This window comes from Streptomyces sp. MMS24-W38, assembly GCF_059889265.1.
This window is the reverse complement of record NZ_JCBCPP010000001.1, coordinates 5,870,448-5,894,485: the sequence shown is the minus strand read 5'-3', so window position 1 is coordinate 5,894,485 and position 24,038 is coordinate 5,870,448. Positions and strand designations below refer to the sequence as shown.

Below are 24,038 nucleotides of genomic sequence, written 5' to 3'. Positions count from 1 at the left end.
ACGTGATCCACGGGCGGGTCGCAGGCTACGCCCCGGTGGGGAAGCGTCGGGAGTCGTCCGTCCGGTACACGATGTGCTCGGAGACCGACACCACGCCGTCGACACTCCGGCACAGCCGCTCGATGACAGGGATCATCATCTTGACCTCGACGGACCCGCCGAGGGTCACCCTCCCCTCGTGCACCTCGACCGTGACCTGCTCGGCGGCAGGGCCCAGCGTCCGCCGCAGGACGTCCCCGGTGATCTCGTCGTGGATGGCGTCGTCGCGGCGCAGGAAGATCCGGAGCAGGTCGCTCCGGCTGACGATGCCCTGAAGCCGGTCGGTCTCGTCCACCACGGGCAGTCGCTTGACGTTCTGCACCGCCATGAGGCGGGCCGCCTCGACCACGGTCCACTCGGGACGTGCGCACACGGCAGGGGAGGACATGAGTTCCTCCGCCCGAGTGCCCTCGGCCTTGGCCCGCTCCCACGCCTCGAGGTGCGGGATCGGCGTCTGTCCGGACGGGTCGGGCTGGGCGGACGACTTGCGCAGCAGATCGGCCTCGGACACCACGCCCATGGGCCGGTCCAGTTCGTCCACCACCGGTACGGCGGTGATGTCGTTGTCCTCCAGCAGTCTGACGATTTCCTTGAACGGCATGTCACGCGGTGCCCGGACCACGTTCCGGGTCATGAGCTCTGCGACCGTGCGGTGGTGCATGTCGCCTCTCCGTTCCGGTTGGCGGTCCGACTGCTCGGATACGGCACCCCTGCCGGGTTGCCCCGGTTACAGCACCATTGTGGGGAAACGGGGACGACCGTGCGAGCCAGGCCCGGCCGTCGCGGTCCTTCTCACTCACCGTCCCCTCTGCCGCCCTCCCGGGTACGAGCCGCCCAGCGGCGCCTCACCGCGTCCTCGTGCTCGGCCTGCTCCAGGGCGAGTTCGACGCGGGCGAGCGCTGACTCGAGGCGGGGTATCCAGTGTCGTCGCAGGGCTCGGGCACGTCGGCGGGTACGCGTCAGTTCGGCCTCGACGGCCCTCCTGGCCGCCCGGACGACGGCGTACTCGGCTGCCGCTCGCAGTGCCTCACGGAAGGCGGCCTCCGCGTGGATCAGGGCGGTGTTGGCGGGCGGGGCCGAGGTGGGCGTTCGGTCGGGCACGGAGCAGGTGACCTCGGACGGGTGGCGAACCCCCATGGTGACGGTTTCGACGACCGTGATGCTCGCCGGGCCGACCCCGACGGCCGCGCCGCCGAGCACCGGTTCGCCGCCGAGCAGGACTGCTCTCAGCAGCCATGTCTCTGCTTTCTCCGCACTGTCGTGCCAGCGGCGGGCACCGCTCTCCTCTGCGCGGCGCAGGAACTCGTGGCGGGCACGCAGGATGCGCAGCTTCTGTTCGAGGAGGTCGGCGCCCCGGCGGGCGACCGTCAGACGGTGCCGCAGATGCAGGCGCCCGGCGCGTGAGGGCGGGACCCGGGACGGGGCCGTCATGGGAGCGTCCCCTTTTCCCTTTTTTCCCTGGGCGTATCGGATCTTTCGTCGTGGTCTCCCGGAACCTCCCGCGCGCCGTGTTCGTCGAGCAGGGCGGCGGGCAGCATGGAGAGTTGGCTGCGCGTCAGCGTCGACAGCACCTGCCAGGCGTCCTCCAGTGTCTGCTCCAGGGGCCGCGACGCGTCGCTCGGCTGGTTCACGAAATCGCGCAGGAACGCCTCCTCGAAGACCAGATGGCGGCGGTCGGCCGGGCTCAGCGCCGGCCGGCCGACCAGGTCGGCGAGTTCACGGACCTGCCGGGCCCGGGCGAGGGATGCCAGGAGTTGCGCGGCGACGTCGAGGTGGTCGGCGCGGGTGCGGCCCGGCCCTGCCCCCTTGCGCATCAGGCGGGACAGCGAGGAAAGGGCGTCCACGGGCGGGTACACGCCCAAGGCGTGCGTCTCGCGGGAGAGGACGATCTGGCCCTCGGTGATGTAGCCGGTCAGGTCCGGAACGGGGTGGGTGATGTCACCGGCGGGCATGGTCAGTGCGGGCAGGACGGTCACCGAGCCGGGCAGGCCGCGGAGCCGGCCGCAGCGCTCGTAGAGAGAGGCGAGGTCGCTGTAGAGGTAGCCGGGGTAGGCACGGCGGGCCGGGACCTCGCCGCGCGCCGCCGAGACCTCGCGCAGGGCCTCCGCGTAGCTGGTCATGTCGGACATGACGACGAGGACGTGCCGCCCGCCGGTGAAGGCGAGGTCCTCGGCGATGGTCAGGGCGAGGCGCGGGGTGAGGATCCGTTCGATGACGGGGTCGTCGGCGGTGTTGAGCAGCAGCACGAGGTCGCCGGTGGCGGAGCGCTCCTCCAGTGCGTCCCGGACGAAGGAGGCGTCCGGGTGGGTGAGCCCCATGCCGGCGAAGACCACACTGAACGGCTCGCCGGCGGCGGTGGCCTGGGCCGCGATCTGGGCCGCCAGTTCCAGATGGGGCAGTCCGGCGGCGGAGAACACCGGGAGCTTCTGCCCGCGCACCAGGGTGGTCAGCGCGTCGACCACGCCGACACCGGTGAGGACCGGTTCGGACGGAGGCTCACGCCGTACGGGATTGAGGGGGTCGCCGCCCACGGGGGCGCTGCTCCGTCCGAAGACCGGAGGCCCTCCGTCGACCGGCTCGCCGCGCCCGTTGCAGACCCGGCCCAGCCAGGCGGGACCGACCGGAATGCGCAGCGGCCCTCCGGTGAAAGCCACGCGGGTGCCTCGCGGGTCCATGCCGGTGGTGTCCTCCAGGACCTGCACCACGGCGAGGTCCCGGTCCACTTCCAGGACGAGTCCGTGCCGCTGTTCGCCGCTCTCCAGCGTGATCCGGGCGAACTCGTCGTAGCCGACACCTTCGACCCCTTCGAGGACGGCGAGCGGACCGCGCAGTTCGCGGACGGCCGTGTACTCGACATCGCCCCACAGGGTCACGGCCGGTCGCCTCCGTCCCCGCGACTCATGTCACCGCACCTCCCGCAGCCGGGTGAGCAGGGCGTCCCGTCGTGCCCGCACGCCCTCGGTGTCGTGCGGGCCGACCTCCTCGCGGGCCCGGAGCACCGGACCGAAGTCCACGTCCTCGAGAACGGCCGCGGGAACACCGGAGTCGACGAGTTCCCGGCACCGGTCGACCACCGCGAGCACCGCGTCGACCAGCGCGGCGGTCTTGCCGGCGCCGCAGTAGGCGTCCTCGGCCGACAGGGCGCTCTGCTGGAGGACGCCCTCGCGGACGAGCCGTCCGGCGAGGACGCCGACACGTTCCCGGTCGGGCAGTGCGGTGATGCCGATGAGATCGACGAGAGCGGCCAGCCGGTCCGCCTCGGCGAGCAGGGCGGCCACGCGTGCGCGCCGCGCGGGCCGGGCCGGGTCGTCCGCCGCTTGGCGGGCGGTGAGGGCCGCCGCGTCGCGGGAGAACGATCCCGACCAGGACAGGGCCGGGTAGTGCCGGGCGTAGGCGAGGTCGCGGTCCAGCGACCACAGGCAGCGCACGAACCGCTCGGTGTGGGCGGTGACCGGTTCGGTCATGTCGCCGCCCGGCGGGGAGACCGCGCCGATCACGGTGACCGAGCCACGATCGCCGCCGAGTGTGGTCACGGCTCCCGCACGCTCGTAGAACGCGGCGATCGCCGAGGCGAGCCCCGCCGGATACCCCTCCTCGGCGGGCAGTGCGCCGGTCCGGGAGGCGAACTCGCGCAGCGCCTCGGTCCACCGCGAGGTCGAGTCGGCGATGACCACGACGTCGAGCCCCATGTCCCGGAAGTACTCGGCGACCGTGGCCCCGGTGTGGATGCTCGCCTCACGGGCCATCATCGGCATGTTGGAGGTGTTGGCGATGGTCACGGTCCGGTCGGCGAGCCGTCCGCCGGTCCGGGGGTCCGCCAGTTCGGGAAGCTCGGCGATGACGTCCGCCATCTCGTTGCCGCGCTCTCCGCAGCCCACGTAGACGATCACGTCGGCGTCGCACCACTTGGCGATCTGCTGCAGCAGCATGGTCTTTCCGGTGCCGAAGCCACCGGGGACGGCGACCGTGCCACCGCGGACGACGGGAAAGAGCAGGTCGATCACGCGCTGCCCGGTGCTCAGGGCCTCCGGCTCTCCCCCGCGCTCACGCACCGGGCGCGGGCGGCGGACGGGCCAGGTGGCGCCGATGCGCACGTCGGTGCCGTCGACCCGGGCCGCGACAGCGTCCTGTATATAGGTTCCCTCCGGCGCGATCCGCTCCACCACGCCCGCGACGCCCGGCGGTACGAGCACCCGCACGCGGACCGGTCCCGTCCCTCGCACCTCCCCCAGCACCTCGCCCTCCGCGACCCGTGCCCCCTCCTCCACACCGGGGACGAACGGCCAGTCGCGCTCCTCACCGGCGGACCGGTCCGTGCCGGGAACCAGCCGGTCACCCGCGCCGGAGAGCGGCCGGAGCAGGCCGTCGAAGACGCCTCCGAGCAGCCCGGGACCGAGCCGTGCGGAGAGCGGTCCCGCGCCCGGTCGTGCGGGGTCTCCGGGGGCGAGTCCGCCCGTGTACTCGTACACCTGGACGGTGACGATGCCACCGCTGATCGCGACCACCTCGCCGGGCAGCCCCGCCTCGCCGAGGAAGACCAGGTCGTGCATCGCCGTGCCGTCGGTGTACTCCGCCTCGACCAGCGGTCCGGCGACCCGCAGGATCCGCGCGGTGGGGTCGGCGTTCACGGCGCCCACAAGCTCTCCACCTCCGCCCCGAGCCGGTCCAGCGCCCGCGCGGCCAGGGCATCGAGGGTGCAGTCGACCCGCCGGCCGGTGGCGTGGGCGACCAGGCCCCCGCCGGAGTGCACGGTCGTCTCGGCGTCCGGTCCCAGGAGCCGGCGCGCGTGCCGGGTCAGCCGCTCCAGCAGCAACGGGTAGTCGGCCGTGTGCCGCAGTTCCCGGACGTGGGCGGTGGCACGGCGGCCCAGTTCCTCGTACGCCTCCCTGCGGGCGGTCAGTTCACGCGCCCGCGCCGTTCGCCGGACCCGCGCGCGTATGACCCGTCCGGCAGCGGCTCCTTGGGCCTCCCCCTCGCGGTGGGCGTCCTCCAGCAGGGCGCGAGCCTCGGCGCGGGCGCGTTCGAGGAGCTCCGTGGCGTCCCGGTCGGCTCGGTCCAGCAGGTCGGCGGCCTCTGCCCGGGCGGCCCGCAGCAGCTCGGCCCGGACCGGTTCGAGTGCGCCCTCGACCCGGTCCGGGGCGGGCGCCTTCATGGTGGCATCACCGCGGACAGCGGCGCGGTGGCCTCCGACGGCTCCGGGCCGAGCGCGTCGGCCGCCGCCGGGGTGAGGATCACCAGCTCCATGTCCTCGGGAAGGGTCCGCCACGCTGCCCGCACGGCGTCCGGCTCCTCAGCGATGAGCACGGCGACTCCGGCCAGCGCGAAGCCGGCCACCCGCACCTGTTCGCCTATCGCGGCCACGCGTCCCACGTCAGGCCTTTCCGATCAGGATGATCGCGACGACCAGTCCGTAGATGGCGATGCCCTCGGCGAGGCCGACGATGACCATGGCCCGGCCGAAGAGCTCGGGCCGCTCGCTGAGTGTCGCCAGCGCCGCTGCGCCGGTGTAGGCGACGGCGATCGACGCCCCGATCGAGGCTCCGGCCACCGCGATCGCGGCGCCGATCAGTGCGGCGGAGCCGGATCCGGAGTTCTGCGCCGTCTCGGCTGCGGCGGCGGCTCGTGCGTCCCCGCCGCCGATGGCCACCGTGAGCAGCGCGAGTGCCCCGGCGAACAGGAGGGCGTCGGCGACCAGGACCAGCCGCAAGGTCGTGCGGGCGGACCGGCGCACCAGCAGCCGGGTGACGAGCCAGACCACCGTGATGACGGGAAGAGCGATGAGCCAGGCGATCACGACATCACCTCCATACGCTGAACGGGCACCTTCCAGGGCCGGAAGGGCCGCCCCTGCGTCTCGAAGACCCGGGAGAACAGCTCGTAGAACTCCAGCCGCAGCGCCTGCACCCCGGCGACCAACGCCTCCAGCGCGAAGGCCAGGCCGTTGCCGACGAGGAAGAGCAGCACGGCCGCCGCCGACGCGGCAGGCCCTTTGCCCGCCAGCGCCGTGGTGCCGCGCCACACGATGCCGCCGAGCGCGGCATGGGTGAGCCCGAAGGCGGCCAGCCGCGCGAAGGACAGAAGGTTCGAGCCGATCCGTACGACGGCGTCGAAGAGCTGGACACCGGTCTGGGCGACGCCGCCCGGGCCGCCGACGGTGGCGGCATACATTCCTGTTCCGGCCAGAACCAGCCCCGTGACGGCGATGCCCGCCCCGGCAAGGGCGTACCCCGAGCGGCCCAGCCAGACAGCTCCGGCGACCACGACGAGCCCGAGGTAGAGCGCCCCTCCCGCGATGCCGGACACCGCGTGGAGGGCACCGGACGGCCCGCTCTCCCTCCAGCGGTTCACTGCCCCGGCCCCGTACGCCAGCGTCAGGAGGACGGCGCCGAGCACGACGGCCGCGGCCAGCAGCCGTATCGGCTCGTCCAGCGGGTTCAGCCAGAGCACCGGAAGGACGCCGGTCGGGCCGAAGAACTCGCCGTAGGCCAGCCCGGCCAGTGTGCTGGTCAGTCCCGCTCCGGCCACGAGCGGCCACAGCGGGCGCAGCGACGCCGCCCGGCGCGGGCGGCCGGCGCGCAGCAGGAGCGCGGCCAGGAGCAGCAGCGCACCGTGCCCGGCGTCGCCGAACATGACGCCGAACATCACCGCGTACACAAGGCCTGCGGGCACCGTGGGATCGAGGTCGGAGTAGGGCACCGTCCCGTAGGTGCGCACCAGCGGCACGAACGAGCGCCGCATCGCGCCGGTGTCGCGCAGCAGAGTCGGAGGGTCGGCCCCGCGCGGTGCCTTCAACGGCACCAGCGCCGCCCCGGCGCCGGCCAGGCGCTCGGCGGTCGCGGGCACGTCGACGGCGGGGCACCAGCCGGCGAGCGCCCCGACCTCACCGTGCCGCACCATGCCGGAGAGCCGCTCCTCCAGCTGGACCTCCCCCGCCAGCAGATCGGCCCGGCCCGCGCGCTCCAGGGCGTCGAGATCGGGGGGACTGGCGCTGACGACGGCTTTCACGGGCCCGGAGCGCAGGCGCCGCAGGCGGTCGGCCGCCTCCCCCCTCGCTGCGCCGTCGGAACTGTCGAGCTCCACACAACCCGCCTCTGCGACGCGCACCAGGGCCTCCCGCACAGCGTGCAGGGGAGCGATGATCGCCACCCGCTGCATGCGGACAGGACCCACGGCATCAGGACGGAGCATCGAGCGCCTCCGGCGATCCGCCGCCCCGCGCGGCCAGCTCCAATGCCCCGCGTACCCTCCAGGCGTCCGTGGACAGCACCGCGACCGCACCCACCACCGGCCCGGAGCCGGGGCGGGATGCGCGCAGCAGCTCGGAGCCGTCTCGAGCGAGCCGTTCCCACCACCGGACCTCCGCCCGCCACAGGTCCTCAGCGGCGTCGAGCCCGTCCAGTGCCCAGCGCGCGGACTCCGGCAGCCGCCGCCGGAAGCCGGCGAACGAGGAGGCCGCGACCGTCGCCCGCCCGAGCAGCCGGGTGGCCGTCCGGGCAGCGGGTTCGGTCAGCGGGCGGCCGACGAGGAACACCTCACGCGCGATCAGCAGAGCGAGCCGTCCCGCTGCCCAATGGGCGGCCTGGGGCACGGAGTCAGCGGTACGCACCGCGGCGGAGACCCGCATCCCGGTGGCCACCGCGGCCGGCGTGTCGGCGCCGGGGTCGCCCCACACGGAGGTGGCCAGTTCGGCCCTGAGCGCAGCCGGCGTTCCGGTCCGGGACAGCCGGGGCCACGCCGTCGCCAGCGTGCCGAGGACGTAGGGCGGGTGGGACCGGGCTGGAGCCGCTCCGGACATGCCGCGGAGATGATCCTCGGTGTTGGAGATCTCGAACCCTGCCGCCAGCGACCGGATCACCACCGCGCCGCCGCGTGGCTGCCAGCCCGCGAGGACACGCAGGTGCCACAGCAGTGTCGCCGCGACCGCCCGCTGGGCCTCGGCGAGCGACGCCCCGGGAGCGAGGTCGCGCCGGTAGGACGTGCCTCCCAGGTAGTGCAGGGCGGCGTCGAGTGTCGGGGCGGAGGCCACCTCTCGGAGTCCGGTCGCGCCGAGGCATCGCGACCGCAGGGTCCGGGCCCGCGTGGCCCCGGCCACCCATCCGGCGCTCACGTCGGGTCCTCTTCCCCCGGCTGTCCGTTCCGGGTGAGTGCCCGGGGCGGGGCGCCTTCCCCTGTGCCGAGTTCCTCGATGACGAGTGCGACCACACGGTCCACAAGAGCGGGTGTGCGTGCCGCAGCCCGCCGGCATACGCGTGTCGCCTCCCGCTCGGCGTCACGGAGGAGCACGGCCGCCTCGGCCTCGGCGGAGCGGCGTGTCCGGACGGCGGCCTCCGCACGCGTCTCGTGGGCGCGGGCACGTGCCTGTTCCACGATCTCCTCGGCCTGCCGCGCGGCCTCGGCCCGCACTCTCGCAGCGTCCCGGGCAGCCCGCTCACGCACGGCCCGTGCCTCGGCCTCCGCCCGCTCCAGCAGCGCGAGCGGCGGCTGCAGTTCGGCTGCGGCCTCTGCTGAACGATCCGCGGGCACACCCCCGGGTGCCGCACGGCCGGGCGGCACCCGACGACGAAAACGCGTCAGGAAATCCCGGAATCCCGCCATGGGCTCCCCTCACGTCTGCCCCTGTTCCAAGTTTCCGCTCTCATGTCGGCGCTGTCGCGCTGTATGGGTCGCTGAGGGGCACAGGGCATGAGCCCGGGATCAATGCGACACTGGCCGCGTAGGAGACCGACTGTGCCTGTCGGGAGGTTGCGGTGAGTGACTACGAACGTCGAGCCGCCGCGCGAGAAGCCCGTGGCGCCGTTCCCCGCCGCTCCTGGACACCGGAGGAAGAGCACCGCCAGGATCTGCTGCAACGCTATCTCGGTGCCCTCGCCTCCGTCTCCGCGTCGGAGGCGAGGGCAAGCGAATCTCCGGCAGCACCGGCCCCGGCCCCCGCCCGGCCGCAGGGCCGTGACCGGGCACCGCAGGCACCACGTGTACGCGATGTCATGAACGTCCCGGCCGTCTCGGTCGCCGGCGGCACACCGTTTCTGGACGTCGCCCGCGCCCTCTCCGGCGAACACCTGAGCTCAGTACCCGTGGTGGACAGCGAGGACCATGTGATCGGTGTGGTCTCCGAGTCCGACCTGCTCGCCAAGGCCGCCGTCATGGCTGTCCCGCACCGGCCGGGCCCCATCGGGAGGTTCCGCGAGCGCCACCTCTACGAGAAGAGCCGGGGTGAGACTGCGGCCACCCTCATGACGTACCCGGCGGTCACCGTCCATCCGGGCGACCTGGTGGCTGATGCCGCCTGGACCGCCGCCCGCGGACGCTTCAAGCGCTTGCCCGTCATGGACCACCTGGGCCGGCTCGTGGGTACGGTCAGCCGCACCGACCTGCTCAGGGCACTCATCCGCGACGACACCGAAATCCGTGAGGAGATCGAGTCCCGGATCCTGCGCCGTGAACTTTTCGTCAGCCCTGACACCGTCGACGTGACGGTGGAGAACGGGGTCGTCACCGTGAGCGGGACGCTTGATCCGGAGCTCGTGCCCGAACTTCTGGACGCGGTCCGGGAGATCGAGGACGTGGTCGACGTGGTCGACCGTCTCGGCCCCGGGTGACCGTGGTTCGGTCAGCAGCACGTGGCGGGCCTCAAGGAAGCCCGGGGCGCACCGCCCCTCCGCCTCTTCAGGAGGTCCGCAGTGTCTGAAACCCCGCACATCGTGAGCGATGTGATGACCCGAACGGTCGTGGCCGTCGGGCGCGACGCACCCTTCTAGGAGATCGTCCGGACCATGGAGCAGTGGCAGGTCAGCACCATGCCGGTGCTCCAGGGAGAGGGGCGCGTCATCGGTGTCGTCTCCGAGGCCGACCTGCTCCTGAAGGAGGAGTCCCGCGACAGCGATCCGGCGAGAGTGTCGGCCGGGTCCGACAACACGGCCGGTAACTCCTGTATCACCCCGTCATGGCCCAAAACCCGTGCGCCCGTTCTGAACCCGATGACCGCACTGTGAATCGATGGTGGTCACACGTCCCCGTATGCCTCGCCGCCCAGCTCGAAGCGGGCGGTCCCGGCGGTCGCGTCCGCGAGCCAGGACCGGAAGGCGTCCACGTCGGAGTCGGGGAGGCCGATCTCGATCGTGACCGCCTCGGCGTAGCGCACGTCCCGCACCACGCGCCCCGTGGAGCGCAGGTCGTTCTGGATCTTGCCGGCCCGCTGGTGGTCGACCGTCACCGCGGCCAGCCGGAACCGGCGGCGGGTGAGCGTGCCGACGGTGTCCAGTGCCTCGCCGACGGCGCCGCCGTACGCGCGGATCAGCCCGCCCGCGCCGAGCTTGACACCTCCGTAGTAACGGGTGACGACCGCGACGACGTACCGCATGTCGCGGCGCAGCAGCATCTGGAGCATGGGGACGCCCGCGGTGCCACCGGGTTCCCCGTCGTCGCTGGCCTTCTGGACGGAGGCGTCCGCGCCGATGACGTACGCCCAGCAGTTGTGGGTGGCGTCGGCGTGCTCCTTGCGGATGCCGGCGATGAACTCCTGCGCCTCCTGCTCGGTGGCCGCCGGGGCGAGGGCGCACAGGAAGCGGGAGCGGTTGATCTCGGTCTCGTGCACACCCGCGCGGGCGACGGTGCGGTACTCGTCCTGCATCCGGCCAGCCTATGCTGCGCCCCGGGGCACGGTCATGGCGGTCAGCAGGGCGGTGCCGGGGACGAGGTCCGGCCAGCCGGCGCCGCGCCAGGACAGTACGGCGATCGCGGAGGTCGGGAACTTGGTGCGGACCCGGTCGAGCGTGTCGTCCACGCCCTCGCCCGCCAGTGCCACGACGAGGTCCGCCAGCCCCGGGTTGTGGCCGATCAGCAGCAGGGTGCCGACATCGGTGGGCACCTCGTGCAGCACGGCCAGGAGCGCGGGGACGTCGGCGGCGTACAGCCTCGGTTCGTACCGGACCGGCACGGACGTGTCCCACTGCGCCGCCGCCAGCTCCCAGGTCTCGCGGGTGCGGGCGGCGGTGGAGCACAGCACGAGACCGGGCAGGCCGATGGTCTCGGCGATCGCGCGTCCGGCGGCGGGCGCGTCCCGGCGGCCGCGCGCGGCCAGCGGGCGGTCCCGGTCGGCGACGCCGTCGGGCCAGGCGGACTTGGCGTGCCGCAGGACGACCAGCCGTCGCGCCCGTCCCGCACCGGTGCGCCCGGTCGCCCCGGTCGTCCCCGCCGCCCCGCTCACGCCGGGGCTCCCAGGTCTCGGGCGAGGTCGAGGCCGAGCAGCCGGTCCGCGTAGACGTACGTCTCGAAGCGGGCGCCGTCCGGCAGGTCCGGTGCGGTTTCCACGTCCCGCAGCACGCGGAGGACGCCGACCGCGTCCAGGTCGTCCTCCCAGGCGGTGCGCAGGTCCGCGCGCACCGCGTCGGGGATGGGCCGCGAGGGCCGGTGCGCCCAGGCGGCGACCGCGCCGCGCCAGCGCGCGAGGGTGCCGGTGGCGTCGTCCAGGGCGGCCGGGCCGAGCCGCAGCGGGCTGTTCCTGGGGTGCGCGAGCAGGGCGAGACGCAGAACGGTCGGGTCGGTGCCGTCCGGTGCGCCGGGGTCTTCCGGACGGACGGGCGCGACGGCGACCCGGACTCCCTCGGGTGTCTCGCCGCCCTCTCCCACCACGTGCAGGACCTGGGCCTCGCCCAGCCCCGTGCCGGCGTCCCGGCTGTCCTCGAAGGGCCGTACGCCGAGGGCCGCGCCCGCCGCGCGCAGTTCGGGCAGGTCCCGTTCGCCCACGAGCAGCGCCCACACCGGGGTGCCGCCGAGTTCCAGGGCACGCACGAGCAGGTCGGCGACGAGCAGCACCCGCAGGTTCGACGGGTCGAATCCGCGCGTGTGGGCCTCGACGCGGGTGAGGCCCCGCCGGGCGGGGGTGGCGTCCACGGGTTCGCCGGTCCGGGCGTCGGTGATGCGCAGCACGAGGCGAGCGTAGGCGCACAAGCGGGCCCGCGCAGGCATCTCGCACGCTTTTCGGGCCCGCCGTGGCTCCTGAGCCGGGAATCTCCGCACACACTCGGCCGTTGTCGGAGCAACACTTCTTCCGCGACCCTTCAGGAGGCCGACGGTGTACGGCGACGAGGCAACGGTCCGCAAGATCCTCACCGGGCTGGGCGACACCTGGGCCGTGGTGGGCCTGTCGTCGAACCGGCAGCGCGCGGCGTACGGCGTCGCCCAGGTGCTGCAGCGCTTCGGCAAGCGGGTGGTGCCGGTGCATCCGAAAGCCGAGACGGTGCACGGCGAGCAGGGATACGCCTCACTCGCGGACATCCCCTTCGAGGTGGACGTCGTCGACGTGTTCGTGAACAGCGACCTGGCCGGAGCGGTCGCGGACGAGGCCGTCGTCAAGGGCGCCAAGGCGGTGTGGTTCCAGCTGGACGTCATCGACGAGGCGGCCTGCGAGCGGACCCGCGCGGCGGGCCTGGACATGGTGATGGACCGCTGCCCGGCGATCGAGATACCGCGCCTGGGCTAGCCGGGGCCGGGCCGACGGCAGACTTCAGGGCCGGGGCCCCGCGAGCCCCGGGGCGCCCCACACCGGGAACCAGCGGGCCAGATCGTCCTCGATGCGCAGGTCGTCCGCGAGGAGCGCCCTGATCTGGAGTTCCAACGCGTTGTCGCGCCGCTCCGTGCCGTCGGGGAGCGGCGCGAACGGGTAGAAGGTGCCGCGCTTGTAGAGATAGACCAGCGCCAGGGCCCGGTGGTCCGACGTGGCCTGGAACCCGATCAGGGAGCAGAGGAGTTGCGGGCCGAAGCCGGCGTCCTGGAGGAGCGTGTTGACGGCGTGCAGATCGTTGACCAGTGAAGCGGTGTCGTCGGCGGGCTGACGGACGAGGAGCCACGTGTACCCGTACGCGTCCTTGGTGTACTCGACGGGCGTGCCGCCCCGGCCGGTGTCGGCGTCGAGCAGGTCCCGTACCTCCTGCTGGAGCTGGTCGAAGGCGCCGCCCTCCACGCTCGCGAAGCAGACCGATCCGGTCCCGGTCGGTGTGAACCCCGCCCCCGCCTGCACGGTGATCGCGGCCGCGGGCAGGCTGAAGAGCTGGTCGAGGTCCGGGCGCACCGGTTTGCTGCGGCCGAGGATGGTGTCGAGGAGTCCCACGGCGCGGCACCTCCGTGCATCGTCATGCCCGGCCGAGCTGGGCCGAGATCCGGCCGAGCTGGTCGAGGCGCTGTTCGAGGGTGGGGTGGGAGGAGAGCAGCCGGCTCAGGCTCTCCCGGGAGGAGAAGGCCGGTGCGAACCAGAAGGCGTTGAACGGCTCTGCCCGGCGAAGGTCCTTCGTCGGGATCCTCGCCATCTCGCCGGTCACCTTGGTGAGTGCGGACGCGAGTGCGGACGGACGGCCGGTGAGCAACGCGGCGGAGCGGTCGGCGGACAGTTCGCGGTAGCGGGACAGCAGCCGGGTCAGCAGGAAGCTGATCACGTACACGACGGCACTGACCAGGGGGATCAGGACTGCCACGAGGGCGGTGGTGCTGTCGCGGCTGGTGCGGCCGAGTCCGGTGTAGAGCGCGGCGCGGGTCATGAAGCCGGCCAGGACACCCAGGAACGAGGCGATGGTCATCACGGCGACGTCCCGATGGGCGACATGCGACAGCTCATGGGCGAGGACGCCCTCCAGCTCCTCCGGTTCCAGGCGCCGGAGCAGACCCGTGGTGACGCATACCAGGGCCGTTCTCTCGTTGCGGCCGGTGGCGAAGGCGTTCGGTAGGTCGCTGTCGGCGATCGCCACCCGCGGCTTGGGTATGTCGGCGAGGGCGCAGATGCGGTCCACGGAGCCGTGCAGCCCGGGAGCCTGCTCGGGGGTGACCTCGCGCGCGCCCATGCTGAAGGCCGCGATCCGGTCGCTGAACCAGAACTGCGCGACGAACAGGATGCCCGCGAACAGCAGGATGACGGGCCACGCGTTCTTCAGGAGGGCCAGCAGAACGCCGACGAAGACGACATAGAGCAGTCCGATCAGGAACATCGTCGTCACCATGCGGGTGGTGAGGCCCCGGTCCGGGGCGTACCGCGAATGCGACCGGGTCTTGGGCATCCGGATCACCTCCAGTGAACGTGCACTGCCACACTGCACATCCCTCTCCTGCCAGTGTGCCCCTTCCCCGCACGACGGGGCCCGGCGCGGAACCCGCCGGCCCGGGCCGATGTGCACGGCACGAGACGTCTGCACCCGCTGCTGCCGTCAGTCGTGCGAGGGAGAGCCGCCGATCCGGTGGTCGGCCAGGTTCAGCGCCTCGTCCACCAGCCGGCGCAGATGTCCGTCACGCAGTGAGTAGATCACTCTGCGGCCCTCCTTCCGCGTGTCCACCAGCCCCGCGAGGCGCAGCCGTGCCAGGTGCTGGCTGACCGCGGGGCGCGCCGCCCCGCACACCTCGGTGAGCGTGCCGACGTCGGCCTCGCCGCCGGCCAGGGTGTGCAGCAGGGTCAGCCGGGTCCGGTCACCGAGCAGGGCGAGGAGTTCCGCCGCGAGCGCGAACTGCTGGTCGCCGGGAGTGCGCGGGTGCGCATCGTGCGCAGGTGACAGGTGCGTGCGTGCGCTCATACGCACATAATGGTCCCCTGGGCGGCACCCCGTCCACCCCGCCCACCGGAAGGGGATCCACGTGAGCCTCCGGCACGAGCACCCGCACCCGCACCCCGGAACGTCCCCGCGCCGTCGCCTCCGCCACCTGCTCGCCCCGCACTCCCACGAGACCGCCGACAAGCTCGACTCCGCCCTCGAGTCCTCGGCCCGCGGCCTGCGGGCACTGTGGATCTCGCTGGCGGTGCTCGGCGTGACGGCGCTGGCCCAGGCGGTCGTGGTGGTCGCCTCGGGCTCGGTCGCGCTGCTCGGCGACACGGTGCACAACGCCGCGGACGCGCTGACCGCCGTACCGCTCGCCCTCGCCTTCGTGCTGGGCCGGCGCGCCGCCACCCGCCGTTTCACCTACGGCTACGGCCGGGCCGAGGACCTGGCCGGCATCGCGATCGTGCTGACGATCGCCGCCTCCGCGGCGTTCGCCGGCTGGACGGCGGTGGGCCGGCTGCTCGATCCGCGTCCCGTGGACCACGTCCCGGCGGTCGCCGTGGCCGCACTCGTCGGATTCGCGGGCAACGAGTGGGTGGCCCGCTACCGCATCCGGGTCGGCCGTGCCATCGGCTCGGCCGCGTTGGTCGCCGACGGACTGCATGCCCGGACGGACGGGTTCACCTCACTCGCCGTACTGCTGGGGGCCGGCGGATCGGCTCTGGGGTGGCAGCTCGCGGACCCCGTCGTGGGACTGGTGATCACCGCGGCGATCACCCTGGTGCTGCGGGACGCCTCGCGGGAGGTGTTCCGGCGGGTGATGGACGCCGTCGACCCGGCGCTCGTGGACCGGGCGGAGCAGGCACTGACCCGGGTCCCCGGGGTACGCGGCGTGGGCGAGCTGAAGCTGCGCTGGATCGGGCACCGGCTGCGCGCCGAGGTGGCGGTCGTGGTGGACGGCGGGGCGACGGTGCGGGAGGCCCATCGCATCGCGGTCGACGCCGAGCACGCCCTGCTGCACGCCGTGCCCCGGCTGACCGCGGCCCTGGTCCACGCCGACCCGCAACCCGTCCCCGGCGAGCGGGACCCGCACCTGCCCCTGGCCCACCACGCGACGGGGTGACCGGCACGCCCCGGCTCCGCCTGAGCCGGGCGCGACGCCCCGCTCAGGCCACTCCCAGGCCTTCCAGCACGACCGCACCCGGCAGTTCGGCGAAGGCCTTGCCCGGCACGAGCAGTTTGCCCTGGCGGCGCCCGCTGCCGACCAGCACGTACGGCAGGTCGACGACGGCCGCGTCCACCAGCACCGGCCAGTCGGCCGGGAGCCCGATCGGGGTGATGCCCCCGTACTCCATGCCGCTCTCCCCCGTGGCCGTGTCCATCGGGGCGAACGACGCCTTGCGGGCGCCGAGTCGGCGGCGCACGACTCCGTTGACGTCGGCCCGGGTGGTGGACAGGACGAGGCACGCGGCGAGGGTGGTTTCGCCGCCGCGCTTGCCCGCCACCACCACGCAGTTCGCCGACCGCTCCAGCAGGTCCTGGCCGTAGTGCTCCACGAAGACGGCGGTGTCGGCCCAGCGCGGGTCCGTGTCGACGTAGAGGATCTGCTCGGCGAGGACGCTGCCGTTCCAGGCACGGACGGCCGCGGCGACCGGCGCGGTGAGCTGGTCGAGACAGTCGGGGGCGGGGGTGGCGTGGTCGAAGGAGCCGATGGGTGCGCGCATGGCGGCACCGTAACAGTCGCTCGGCGGGCGCCGATGGGGCGTCTCAGCGCACGGGCGGGACCGAGACCGCCATGACCATCTCCATGGGTTCGTCGCCCTGATTGCCGTAGGTGTGCGGGGTGTCGGCCTCGAAGGAGGCGCTGGCACCGGCCGGGACACGGTGCTCCGTGCCGTCGACGGTGAGCGTCAACTCCCCGGCCGTGACATGGATCAACTCGACCGTGCCGGCCGGGTGCGGGTCGGAGTCGCTGCTCTCGCCCGGCATGAGACGCCAGTCCCACATCTCCACCGGTCCGGGGGCCTCGGTGCCCGCGAGCAGCCGGTTCCAGCTGCCGGCCTCGGTGTGCCAGAGCCGTACGGCCCGGTCGGCGGGGACGATACGGACCCTGGAGCCCCGCTCGTAGTCGAGCAGGGTGGTGATGCTGACGCCGAGCGCGTCGCCGATCTTGACGATGGTGCCGATGCTCGGGTTGGTGCGGGCCTGTTCGATCTGGATGAGCATGCCGCGGCTCACTCCGGCCCGCGCCGCGAGCGCGTCCAGGGTGAAGGCCCGCTCGGTGCGCCAGCGCTTGACGTTGCGCGCCAGCGACTGGGTCAGCAGGTCGAGATCCGACACGTTCCGTCCAATATTCCGGATGACAGCGTTCAACTCGTTCGACTGCGGTGCGGTGCACCCGATCGTCCACCGAACTGTACTGCGCGCCTCGCCGCGGCAGCGGTCTTCGCCCTGGCCACCGGCCCGCTGGGGGCGGGGATCAGCTCTCGGGCTCCAGTTCGACCAGCCGGGCCGCGTCCTCGGCGCCCTCGGCGTCCAGCGTCGCCAGCGCCCGCAGTTGCTCCGGGGTGATGCCCTCCGGGATCGGCACCGGCGCCGGAGTGCGCAGCGGCGGCTGCCATCCGTCGGCCGGAGTCCAGCGGCGTACGACGCGGGCCGGGGCGCCCGCGACCACGGCGTGGTCGGGCACCGTGCCCCGGACCACCGCGCCCGCGGCCACCACCACGTTCCGCCCGATCCGCGCGCCCGGCAGGATCACCGCCCCGGTGCCGATCCAGCAGCCGGGACCGATCTCCACCGGGTCCATCCGCGGCCACTGCTTGCCGATGGGCTCGTGGGGATCGTCGTAGGAGTGGTTGGTGGACGTGATGTAGACGTACGGCCCGAAGTAGCAGTCGCTGCCGATGGTGACGGTGGTGTCGGCGATGACATGGCTGCCGCGACCCAGGACGACGCCGTCACCGAGGCGCAGGATCGGGGCGGGGCCCAGCTCCAGACCGGGCATCAGGCCGGCGGTGAGGGTGACCTGTTCGCCGATGATGCAGTGGGCGCCGAGATGGATCCAGGGCTCACCGAAGACGGTGCCGAGCGGGAAGGCCAGCCTGGTGCCCGTTCCCATCGCGCCGAACCGGAGGCGGCCGGGGTGCTCGGCGGTCACCGAGCCCGTGCGCTGCGCCCACGCCCAGCCCGCGTGGACGGCGCGCTGCGCGAGGCGGCGCAGCCAGGACGAGAACGTGTTCCTGCTCTTCGGCACCCGCTCACCGTAGTCGGCGGGCGCGCCGCCGAAGAGCCGGACGCCCTGTGATCTTCACCCCACCGTGCCGGCGTACGGTGCCTGACATCACCCGACCAGGAGGCGACGATGACGCACAGGGCACTGATCACCGGTATCGGCGGCAGGGAGCCGCAGGTGGACCAGGAGGCCTTCGTGGCACCCACCGCCACGGTGATCGGGGACGTGACACTGCGGGCGGGCACCAGTGTCTGGTACGGCGCGGTCCTGCGCGGTGACGTGGAGAGCATCTCCGTCGGCGCGAGCAGCAACGTCCAGGACAACTGCACGCTGCACGCCGACCCCGGCTTCCCCGTCACCGTCGGCGAGCGGGTCTCCATCGGGCACAATGCCGTGGTGCACGGGGCGACGGTCGGGGACGACTGCCTGATCGGCATGGGCGCCACGGTGCTCAACGGCGCGGTGATCGGCGCCGGTTCCCTGGTGGCCGCACAGGCGCTGGTGCCGCAGGGCATGGAGGTGCCGCCGGGCTCCCTCGTCGCGGGGGTCCCGGCGAAGGTCCGGCGGGAGCTCACGGAGGAGGAGCGTGCGGGACTGACGCTCAACGGGACGAGGTACGCGGAACTGGCGAAGGCGCACCGCGACGCGCACGGCACGCCCTAGGGCGGGACCGGGGCACCGTCCGGCGCCCGTGCGCGTCGGACGGTGCGCCCTCCCCGATCCCGTCTTCTGCCGGATCAGTCGTGCGCGACGACGGCGACGGGCGCCGCGGAGTGGTGCAGCACGGCGTGGGCGATGGGTCCGACGCGGATGCCGAACGGGTTCCGGCGGATGCGGCGCCCGACCACGACGAGCGAGGACTCCCGGGACGCCTCGATCAGCCGGATGGACGGGCTGCCGCCGAAGGACTCCTCCGTCACCTCGACGTCCCCGAACTCCGCTCGCCAGGGGACGAGCGCCTTCGTCAGCGTCGCGGCCTGCTCCGCGCTGACCTTCTGGTACGTGTCCGGGTCGGCCGGCAGCCCGTGGACGTAGTACGACGGCAGGTTCCAGCCGTGCACGACGCGCAGGCCGGTGCCCCGGCGGGCCGCCTCGGCGAACGCGAACCGGATCACCGCGTCGTCGGGCCGGTCGGCGTCCACGCCGAGGAGGACGGGCCGGTAGCGGGTCGCGGCGGACGGGATGCCCGTGGGGTCCGGCTCGTGCTCGTCGGCGGCCTGCTCCCCGGCGCGGACCAGGACGACGGGCCGCTCGGCACGGGCCACGACGGCGAGGCCGACGGAGCCGACCAGGAATCCGGCGAAGGCGCCCATCCCCCGGGAGCCCAGCACGAGCAGTTCGGCGTCCTCGGCCGCCTCGGCGAGCACCTCGTGGGGCCGGCCGGCGGCCTGCTCCGCGGCGACCTCGATGCCGGGGTGGCGCAGCCGCAGCCCCTCGGCGGTCTCACGCCGCGCACTGTCCCAGTCGGCGGCGGAGGAGCTCTCCGCGCCGGGGAACGGTGCCCGGGCCGCAGGCTCCGGAAGGGGCTCGCGGACCTCGAGCAGCCGCAGCGGCAGACCACGGAGCTTCGCCTCGCGGGCCGCCCATTCGGCCGCGGCCCGGCTCTCGGCCGAACCGTCGAAGCCGACCGTGATGGTGCGGGACATGACGTGCGCCTCCTGTTGTCGGTGGATCATCCACAGCGTCGGGCGGGAGAATAGCCTGACGGCAGGGGCCGCAGGTCCCCCACGGGTGCCGAAGGTCCCGCCCCATGGAGAAGGGAACGGCCGGGCCACCGGGTTCCAGCGGCGTGCGGGAGCGGCCTCGCGCGGGACGGACGTGAAGCATCAGGGCCGTACGGCCCATGGCCACGGCCGGGGTTCCGCAGGACGCTGGGATCACAACGACAGTTCCCGCACCTCGTATGGGAGGCCCGCGATGATGTCCGCTCCCCCGTCCCCCAGCATGCCGCGCGCTCTGCCCGCCGAGCACCGGGTGAAACTCCTGCAGACCGCTCGGGAGGTGTCCTTCCCGCAAGGGGCCCGGCTGTTCGAGGAGGGTGGTCACGCGGACCGGTTCTGGGTGGTCCGTACCGGCACCGTCGAACTCGACATGCACGTGCCCGGCCGCCGGGCCGCCGTCATCGAACGTCTCGGCCACAACGAACTCGTCGGCTGGTCCTGGCTGTACCGCCCGCACGTCTGGCATCTGGGCGCCGAGGCGGCCACTCCGGTGCGGGCCTACGAGTTCGACGCCGCGACGGTCCACGCGCTGAGCGGGGAGGAGCCGGCCCTCGGGCGGGACCTCTCCCAGTGGGTGGGCAACGTGGTCGCCCACCGGCTGCACGCCGCCCGGATCCGGCTGCTGGACCTGTACGGCCCTTACGGGGCGGGCAGCGGCGTCTGAACCGAACCCGCCACCGCCGCCCACCCGTTCCCCTGGTCAGCCGTTGGGTCGGAGGGTCCAGACGACCGTCATCTCCCCGGTCACGGCGCCGTCCTCGCGCCGGATGGCGACCGACACCGGGAACTCGGGACGCCGGCCCTCGTCCAGTTCCGCCACGACCTCGGCGGCCGGGCGGCCGAGGGTCGCGGTGGCGGTGACCGGGCCCATCGCCAGCTTCTTGTAGGCGATCTCGGCGCGGACCGCCAGTGGTACGGCTCGCGCGAGCTGGTCCCCGAAGGCGGCGAGCACGATGGCGCCGCTCGCCGACTCACCGAGGGTGAACATGGCACCGGCGTGCGGACCGCCCACGTGGTTGTGGTAGTCGCCCTGATCCGGCAGGGACACCACGGCCCGTTCCGAAGTGGTCTCCAGGAACTCGAGGTTGAGGGTCCGGGCCATGGGCACCGTGGCGGCGAGCATCTCGCCGATGGTCATCTGGTCTTGGCTCATGGCCGCATGTTACCCATGAGTAGAACATGCCGGCCAGGCTCTGGGCCCGCTCTCCGACGGCCCGCACCGGCGGCCCGCCGCGCGGCGCTCACCCCCCTGGTTGCTACGTCCCTGTCAAAGGGCAGTGACCTAATCGTTTCCCTGGCGGGACTAGGGTGGCTGACCATGTGGCCAGGAAACCAGCCGCCCGGGGGCGAGCAGAACCCGCAGTCGAACAATCCGTATCAGCAGCCGGGATACCAGCAGCCGAATCCGTATCAGCAGCCCGGCGCCCAGCAGCCCAACCCCTACGCACAGCAGCAGTGGGGGGCGCCGGCCACTGTGGGCATGCCCCAGCCGCCGCAGGGCGGGGGCGGCGGGAACCGGACGAAGCTGGTGGCCGTCGTGGCGGCGACGGCTGTCGTCGTGGCCGCCGGCGTCACCGGTTTCCTGGTGCTGGGCGGCGGCAAGGACGACACGGCCGACAAGAAGGACGAGGAGCCGTCCGTGAGCGCGTCCGCGGAGCCGAGCACATCCGAATCCGGCTCTGGCTCCGAGGACAACCCGCGGGGCGGTGAAGCGGAGAAGGCGACCGTTCCGGGCTGGCAGGTCGTCACGAACACCCGTTTCGGCACCAAGTTCGACGTCCCGGCCGACTGGGAGATAGAGACCCCCGGCACCAGCGTGGGCTTCGAATGGGAGGAGGAGGACGGTGAGACGGACCGCACCACCGTCACCGCCCCGGCCTATCTGAAGTCCAAGTGGTGCACGAGCGACGACGACAAGGACGGCCGCGAGGAGAACACCTCCCTCGTCACCGCCGGAACCCGTGGTGAGAACGGCGCCAAGACCACTGACATGGCGGCGGAGACCCGTGTGCCGTGGTGGATCTTCGGCGGTTACACCCAGCCCGACAAGAAGAGCGTGAAGGCGGAGAAGCCGAAGGCGTACACGACCGCCTCGGGCCTCAAGGGCAGCGTCGCCACCGCGCACTCGGAGGGCACGCCGCAGAACGGCAAGTGCGACAGCGAGGGCAAGGCGATCACCTTCGCGTTCAAGAACGGTGCCGGGGACTTCGTCACCTGGAACCTGTACGGCGCCAAGGGCGTCAAGGACGAGATCCCGGAAGAGACCGTGCAGAAGATCCTCAGCACGGTGCGGCTCACCGAGGAGCCGCCGACCGAGTCGTGACGGGGTCGTGGCGGACGGCGGACGGCGGGAAACGGGCGGAGCGGCCCTCGGCACATTTGGCAAGTCGGCCGCCCCCCGGCGATAGTCACGGTGTGCCGACCATCGATTCCCGTCGCCGTCCCGCCTGGGCGGGCCGCAACTACACGCTGCTGACCGCGTCCGCGGTGGTGACGAGCCTGGGCAGTCACGGTGCGCTGATCGCCTCCGCGTTCGCGGTGCTGGCCGCGGGCGGGGACGCCGGCGACGTGGGCCTGGTGGCCGCCGCCCGCACCCTGCCGCTGGTGCTGTTCCTGCTGATCGGCGGTGCCGTCGCGGACCGGCTGCCGCGCCACCACGTGATGGTCGCGGCCAATGTCCTGAACTGCCTCTCGCAGGCCGCGTTCGCGGCCCTCGTCCTGGCCGGTGAGGCCCAGCTGTGGCAGATGATGCTGCTCAGTGGCCTGGGCGGAGTCGGCCAGGCGTTCTTCGGCCCCGCCGCCGAGGGCATGCTGCTCTCCTCGGTCGAGGGCGAACAGGCCGGCCGGGCGTTCGCGGTGTTCCGGATGGCGATGCAGGGCGCGACGCTCGGCGGCGCCGCCCTGGGCGGCCTCATGATCGCCGCGATGGGGCCGGGCTGGGTGCTCGCGGCGGACGCGGCCGCCTTCGCGGTCGCGGCGGCGCTGCGCACCTTCCTCGACGTGAAGCACATCCCGCCGCGTGCGCCGGGCGGCGGTCTACTCGCCGACCTCCGGGACGGGTGGCGGGAGTTCTCCGGCCGGCCCTGGCTGTGGGGCATCGTCGTCCAGTTCTCCGTCGCCAACGCGGTCGTCGGTGCCGCCGACGCGGTCTACGGTCCGCTCGTGGCCCGGGACCATCTGGGCGGTGCCGCGCCGTGGGGCCTGGCCCTGGCCTTCTTCGGCGGGGGCACGGTGCTGGGCGCGCTGCTGATGACGCGCTGGAAACCGCGCCGCCTGCTGTTCGTCGGCACCCTGTGCGTGTTCCCGCTGGCCCTGCCGTCCGCCGCGCTCGCCGTTCCGGTACCGGTGGCGGTGCTGTGTGCGGTGATGTGCGTGACCGGGGTGACCGTGGAGGTGTTCGGCGTCTCCTGGATGACGGCCCTGCACCAGGAGATACCGGAGGAGAAACTCTCCCGGGTGTCGGCCTACGACTGGTTCGGCTCGGTGGCGCTGGTGCCGGCCACGATGGCGCTGGCGGGCCCCGCCGAGTCGGCGTTCGGCCGCACGGAGGCGCTGTGGGGCTGCGCGGCGCTGGTCGTCGTGGTCACGGCGGCGGTGCTGTGCGTGCCGGACGTGCGCAACCTGCGCCGCCGGACCGTGCCCGTCGCCGGGGCGGTCCGGGGCACCGAGTCAGCCGATGTCGAACGCCCCGTCGGGGGGCTCGGGTGACGGTACGGCGTCCTCGTCCCGCACCGGCCTCGCCCCTCCGGTGAAGTCCCGCAGGGCCGCGCCGTGCTCGACGCGGGCGGGGAAGACGTCGGCGGCGGTGCGCCGGGCCAGGGCGGCGATGTCGAGGGGGCGGTGCGCGGCGGCCAGTACGGCGTTGCCGAAGCGGCGTCCGCGCAGGACTCCCGGCTCGGCGATCAGCACCAGCTCCTCGAAGACCGTGCCGAGCGTGGCCAGTTGGGAGCGCAGAAAGGCGAACGGGGCCGCGTCGGCGAGGTTGCCGAGGTAGACGCCGCCGTCCCGCAGGACGCGCGCTGCCTCATGGGCGTAGGCGACGGAGGTCAGGTGCGCCGGAACCCGTGAGCCGCCGAAGACGTCGGCGACGAGGACGTCCGCGCAGGCGTCGGGAGCGGCCTCCAGCCAGGCGCGGGCGTCCGCCGCGTGCAGCGTGACATCCGCCCCCTCGGGCAGCGGCAACTGCTCGGCGACCAGGTCCAGCAGTTCCCCGTCGAACTCGACGACGTCCTGCCGGGAGCCGGGGCGGGTCGCGGCCAGGTAACGGGGCAGGGTGAGCCCGCCGCCACCGAGGTGGATCGCGTCCAGCGGGTGCCCCGGCTCGGCGAGGGTGTCCAGGACGTGCCCGAGCCGCCGGATGTACTCGAACTCCAGATGAGCCGGATCGTCCAGGTCGACGTACGACTGCGGCGCCCCGTCGACCGTCAGCAACCAGGCCCGCTCACGGTCGACGTCGGGCATCAGCTTCGCGGTGCCGTGACCGACGGCACGGGTCACGGGTATCGGCTCGTTCACAGTCCCCCATTGTGC

Annotated in this window: 29 protein-coding genes and 1 pseudogene; 8 read left to right on the top strand and 22 right to left on the bottom strand. The window is 73.2% G+C overall.

What is annotated here, in order from left to right; translation table 11 throughout:
* Positions 1-25: 25 nt before the first annotated feature.
* The 10 genes from AC6F7H_RS25850 to AC6F7H_RS25805 form a co-directional block, all read right to left on the bottom strand.
* Positions 26-700 (bottom strand): CBS domain-containing protein, encoded by a 675-nt coding sequence (locus AC6F7H_RS25850; protein ID WP_500759386.1) that lies wholly within the window; start codon positions 698-700, stop codon positions 26-28.
* 131 nt (positions 701-831) lie between these two features.
* Positions 832-1,470 (bottom strand): V-type ATP synthase subunit D, encoded by a 639-nt coding sequence (locus AC6F7H_RS25845; RefSeq protein ID WP_500759385.1) that lies wholly within the window; start codon positions 1,468-1,470, stop codon positions 832-834.
* Entirely contained in the window at positions 1,467-2,912 is a 1,446-nt protein-coding gene (locus AC6F7H_RS25840; protein ID WP_500759383.1) for a V-type ATP synthase subunit B, read from the bottom strand. Before AC6F7H_RS25840 ends, AC6F7H_RS25845 begins: the two co-directional genes overlap by 4 nt.
* Positions 2,913-2,942: 30 nt before the next feature.
* The gene (locus AC6F7H_RS25835; RefSeq protein ID WP_500759381.1) at positions 2,943-4,676 is read right to left on the bottom strand and encodes a V-type ATP synthase subunit A; all 1,734 of its coding nucleotides are present in this window, start codon (positions 4,674-4,676) and stop codon (positions 2,943-2,945) included.
* Complete coding sequence (locus AC6F7H_RS25830; RefSeq protein ID WP_500759379.1) at positions 4,664-5,191, bottom strand: hypothetical protein; 528 nt, start codon at positions 5,189-5,191, stop codon at positions 4,664-4,666. Before AC6F7H_RS25830 ends, AC6F7H_RS25835 begins: the two co-directional genes overlap by 13 nt.
* On the bottom strand, positions 5,188-5,400 hold the full coding sequence (locus AC6F7H_RS25825) for a V-type ATP synthase subunit F (RefSeq protein ID WP_500759377.1): 213 nt from the start codon (positions 5,398-5,400) through the stop codon (positions 5,188-5,190). The genes AC6F7H_RS25830 and AC6F7H_RS25825 overlap by 4 nt, the downstream gene beginning before the upstream one ends.
* Positions 5,401-5,410: 10 nt before the next feature.
* On the bottom strand, positions 5,411-5,833 hold the full coding sequence (locus AC6F7H_RS25820; RefSeq protein ID WP_500759375.1) for an ATP synthase subunit C: 423 nt from the start codon (positions 5,831-5,833) through the stop codon (positions 5,411-5,413).
* Positions 5,830-7,209, bottom strand: a complete 1,380-nt coding sequence (locus AC6F7H_RS25815; RefSeq protein ID WP_500759373.1) for a V-type ATPase 116kDa subunit family protein — start codon at positions 7,207-7,209, stop codon at positions 5,830-5,832. Before AC6F7H_RS25815 ends, AC6F7H_RS25820 begins: the two co-directional genes overlap by 4 nt.
* A 4-nt stretch (positions 7,210-7,213) precedes the next feature.
* Positions 7,214-8,146, bottom strand: a complete 933-nt coding sequence (locus AC6F7H_RS25810; protein ID WP_500759371.1) for a hypothetical protein — start codon at positions 8,144-8,146, stop codon at positions 7,214-7,216.
* Positions 8,143-8,562 (bottom strand): hypothetical protein, encoded by a 420-nt coding sequence (locus tag AC6F7H_RS25805; RefSeq protein ID WP_500759369.1) that lies wholly within the window; start codon positions 8,560-8,562, stop codon positions 8,143-8,145. The genes AC6F7H_RS25810 and AC6F7H_RS25805 overlap by 4 nt, the downstream gene beginning before the upstream one ends.
* 224 nt (positions 8,563-8,786) lie before the next feature.
* Here AC6F7H_RS25805 and AC6F7H_RS25800 point away from each other — a divergent pair, with 224 nt between their 5' ends.
* Together AC6F7H_RS25800 and AC6F7H_RS25795 are read left to right on the top strand one after the other, a co-directional pair.
* Positions 8,787-9,638 (top strand): CBS domain-containing protein, encoded by an 852-nt coding sequence (locus AC6F7H_RS25800; protein ID WP_500759367.1) that lies wholly within the window; start codon positions 8,787-8,789, stop codon positions 9,636-9,638.
* Positions 9,639-9,719: 81 nt separating this feature from the next.
* Positions 9,720-9,932: pseudogene (locus AC6F7H_RS25795) on the top strand (CBS domain-containing protein); the annotation flags it as partial.
* 110 nt (positions 9,933-10,042) lie between these two features.
* Here the strand turns inward: AC6F7H_RS25795 and AC6F7H_RS25790 are convergent.
* The 3 genes from AC6F7H_RS25790 to AC6F7H_RS25780 are packed head-to-tail and all read right to left on the bottom strand — an operon-like array spanning position 10,043 to position 12,006.
* A complete protein-coding gene (locus AC6F7H_RS25790) occupies positions 10,043-10,669 on the bottom strand; it encodes a YigZ family protein (protein WP_500759365.1) in 627 nt (208 codons plus the stop codon).
* 9 nt (positions 10,670-10,678) lie between these two features.
* Positions 10,679-11,245, bottom strand: a complete 567-nt coding sequence (locus AC6F7H_RS25785) for a SixA phosphatase family protein (RefSeq protein WP_500759363.1) — start codon at positions 11,243-11,245, stop codon at positions 10,679-10,681.
* Positions 11,242-12,006, bottom strand: coding sequence for a hypothetical protein (locus AC6F7H_RS25780; RefSeq protein ID WP_500759361.1), 765 nt, complete (start codon positions 12,004-12,006; stop codon positions 11,242-11,244). The genes AC6F7H_RS25785 and AC6F7H_RS25780 overlap by 4 nt, the downstream gene beginning before the upstream one ends.
* A gap of 106 nt (positions 12,007-12,112) precedes the next feature.
* Here AC6F7H_RS25780 and AC6F7H_RS25775 point away from each other — a divergent pair, with 106 nt between their 5' ends.
* A complete protein-coding gene (locus AC6F7H_RS25775) occupies positions 12,113-12,520 on the top strand; it encodes a CoA-binding protein (protein WP_500759359.1) in 408 nt (135 codons plus the stop codon).
* Between the two features lie 24 nt (positions 12,521-12,544).
* On the opposite strand, the gene pspAB is transcribed toward AC6F7H_RS25775, so the two are convergent.
* The 3 genes from pspAB to AC6F7H_RS25760 all read right to left on the bottom strand — a co-directional run bounded on the left by pspAB (position 12,545) and on the right by AC6F7H_RS25760 (position 14,591).
* Positions 12,545-13,147 (bottom strand): PspA-associated protein PspAB, encoded by a 603-nt coding sequence (pspAB, locus tag AC6F7H_RS25770; protein ID WP_500759357.1) that lies wholly within the window; start codon positions 13,145-13,147, stop codon positions 12,545-12,547.
* Between the two features lie 22 nt (positions 13,148-13,169).
* On the bottom strand, positions 13,170-14,084 hold the full coding sequence (gene htpX, locus AC6F7H_RS25765; protein ID WP_500759355.1) for a zinc metalloprotease HtpX: 915 nt from the start codon (positions 14,082-14,084) through the stop codon (positions 13,170-13,172).
* 147 nt (positions 14,085-14,231) lie between these two features.
* Complete coding sequence (locus AC6F7H_RS25760; protein ID WP_500759353.1) at positions 14,232-14,591, bottom strand: ArsR/SmtB family transcription factor; 360 nt, start codon at positions 14,589-14,591, stop codon at positions 14,232-14,234.
* A 61-nt stretch (positions 14,592-14,652) separates the two neighbouring features.
* Between AC6F7H_RS25760 and AC6F7H_RS25755 the strand changes: the two genes are divergently transcribed.
* Positions 14,653-15,678 carry a cation diffusion facilitator family transporter gene (locus tag AC6F7H_RS25755; RefSeq protein ID WP_500759350.1) on the top strand — a complete coding sequence of 342 codons (1,026 nt, stop codon included), beginning with the start codon at positions 14,653-14,655 and terminating at the stop codon, positions 15,676-15,678.
* Between the two features lie 43 nt (positions 15,679-15,721).
* Here AC6F7H_RS25755 and AC6F7H_RS25750 read toward each other — a convergent pair whose 3' ends face one another.
* The 3 genes from AC6F7H_RS25750 to AC6F7H_RS25740 form a co-directional block, all read right to left on the bottom strand.
* Positions 15,722-16,279: a YbaK/EbsC family protein gene (locus AC6F7H_RS25750; RefSeq protein ID WP_500759348.1), complete on the bottom strand. Its 558-nt coding sequence runs from the start codon at positions 16,277-16,279 to the stop codon at positions 15,722-15,724.
* 43 nt (positions 16,280-16,322) lie between these two features.
* A complete protein-coding gene (locus AC6F7H_RS25745) occupies positions 16,323-16,895 on the bottom strand; it encodes a helix-turn-helix domain-containing protein (RefSeq protein WP_500759347.1) in 573 nt (190 codons plus the stop codon).
* 139 nt (positions 16,896-17,034) lie between these two features.
* Positions 17,035-17,808, bottom strand: a complete 774-nt coding sequence (locus tag AC6F7H_RS25740; RefSeq protein ID WP_500759344.1) for an acyltransferase — start codon at positions 17,806-17,808, stop codon at positions 17,035-17,037.
* 108 nt (positions 17,809-17,916) lie between these two features.
* Here AC6F7H_RS25740 and AC6F7H_RS25735 point away from each other — a divergent pair, with 108 nt between their 5' ends.
* A complete protein-coding gene (locus AC6F7H_RS25735; RefSeq protein ID WP_500759342.1) occupies positions 17,917-18,450 on the top strand; it encodes a gamma carbonic anhydrase family protein in 534 nt (177 codons plus the stop codon).
* Between the two features lie 74 nt (positions 18,451-18,524).
* On the opposite strand, the gene AC6F7H_RS25730 is transcribed toward AC6F7H_RS25735, so the two are convergent.
* Positions 18,525-19,433, bottom strand: coding sequence for a universal stress protein (locus AC6F7H_RS25730; protein WP_500759340.1), 909 nt, complete (start codon positions 19,431-19,433; stop codon positions 18,525-18,527).
* A 274-nt stretch (positions 19,434-19,707) separates the two neighbouring features.
* Here AC6F7H_RS25730 and AC6F7H_RS25725 point away from each other — a divergent pair, with 274 nt between their 5' ends.
* Positions 19,708-20,172, top strand: coding sequence for a cyclic nucleotide-binding domain-containing protein (locus AC6F7H_RS25725; RefSeq protein ID WP_500762054.1), 465 nt, complete (start codon positions 19,708-19,710; stop codon positions 20,170-20,172).
* 36 nt (positions 20,173-20,208) lie between these two features.
* Here AC6F7H_RS25725 and AC6F7H_RS25720 read toward each other — a convergent pair whose 3' ends face one another.
* Entirely contained in the window at positions 20,209-20,646 is a 438-nt protein-coding gene (locus AC6F7H_RS25720; RefSeq protein ID WP_109381061.1) for a DUF4442 domain-containing protein, read from the bottom strand.
* 180 nt (positions 20,647-20,826) lie between these two features.
* On the opposite strand from AC6F7H_RS25720, the gene AC6F7H_RS25715 reads away from it, so the two are divergent.
* Both AC6F7H_RS25715 and AC6F7H_RS25710 read left to right on the top strand, forming a co-directional pair.
* On the top strand, positions 20,827-21,831 hold the full coding sequence (locus tag AC6F7H_RS25715; RefSeq protein ID WP_500759338.1) for a DUF8017 domain-containing protein: 1,005 nt from the start codon (positions 20,827-20,829) through the stop codon (positions 21,829-21,831).
* Between the two features lie 92 nt (positions 21,832-21,923).
* Positions 21,924-23,216: an MFS transporter gene (locus AC6F7H_RS25710; RefSeq protein WP_500759337.1), complete on the top strand. Its 1,293-nt coding sequence runs from the start codon at positions 21,924-21,926 to the stop codon at positions 23,214-23,216.
* Here the strand turns inward: AC6F7H_RS25710 and AC6F7H_RS25705 are convergent.
* Complete coding sequence (locus AC6F7H_RS25705; protein ID WP_500759335.1) at positions 23,178-24,023, bottom strand: spermidine synthase; 846 nt, start codon at positions 24,021-24,023, stop codon at positions 23,178-23,180. The two genes, AC6F7H_RS25710 and AC6F7H_RS25705, sit on opposite strands and share 39 nt — an antisense overlap.
* Positions 24,024-24,038 lie beyond the last annotated feature (15 nt).

What these genes read in the sequence shown, in the direction of transcription:
- AC6F7H_RS25780 (WP_500759361.1), bottom strand. Translation starts at nt 12,006, where the DNA reads ATGCCTGCGCGGGCCCGCTTGTGCGCCTACGCTCGCCTCGTGCTGCGC.
- AC6F7H_RS25750 (WP_500759348.1), bottom strand. Translation starts at nt 16,279, where the DNA reads ATGCGCGCACCCATCGGCTCCTTCGACCACGCCACCCCCGCCCCCGAC.
- AC6F7H_RS25725 (WP_500762054.1), top strand. Translation starts at nt 19,708, where the DNA reads ATGTCCGCTCCCCCGTCCCCCAGCATGCCGCGCGCTCTGCCCGCCGAG.
- htpX (WP_500759355.1), bottom strand. Translation starts at nt 14,084, where the DNA reads ATGCCCAAGACCCGGTCGCATTCGCGGTACGCCCCGGACCGGGGCCTC.
- AC6F7H_RS25735 (WP_500759342.1), top strand. Translation starts at nt 17,917, where the DNA reads ATGACGCACAGGGCACTGATCACCGGTATCGGCGGCAGGGAGCCGCAG.
- AC6F7H_RS25845 (WP_500759385.1), bottom strand. Translation starts at nt 1,470, where the DNA reads ATGACGGCCCCGTCCCGGGTCCCGCCCTCACGCGCCGGGCGCCTGCAT.
- AC6F7H_RS25720 (WP_109381061.1), bottom strand. Translation starts at nt 20,646, where the DNA reads ATGACCATCGGCGAGATGCTCGCCGCCACGGTGCCCATGGCCCGGACC.
- AC6F7H_RS25715 (WP_500759338.1), top strand. Translation starts at nt 20,827, where the DNA reads ATGTGGCCAGGAAACCAGCCGCCCGGGGGCGAGCAGAACCCGCAGTCG.
- AC6F7H_RS25850 (WP_500759386.1), bottom strand. Translation starts at nt 700, where the DNA reads ATGCACCACCGCACGGTCGCAGAGCTCATGACCCGGAACGTGGTCCGG.
- AC6F7H_RS25760 (WP_500759353.1), bottom strand. Translation starts at nt 14,591, where the DNA reads ATGAGCGCACGCACGCACCTGTCACCTGCGCACGATGCGCACCCGCGC.
- AC6F7H_RS25830 (WP_500759379.1), bottom strand. Translation starts at nt 5,191, where the DNA reads ATGAAGGCGCCCGCCCCGGACCGGGTCGAGGGCGCACTCGAACCGGTC.
- AC6F7H_RS25790 (WP_500759365.1), bottom strand. Translation starts at nt 10,669, where the DNA reads ATGCAGGACGAGTACCGCACCGTCGCCCGCGCGGGTGTGCACGAGACC.
- AC6F7H_RS25730 (WP_500759340.1), bottom strand. Translation starts at nt 19,433, where the DNA reads ATGTCCCGCACCATCACGGTCGGCTTCGACGGTTCGGCCGAGAGCCGG.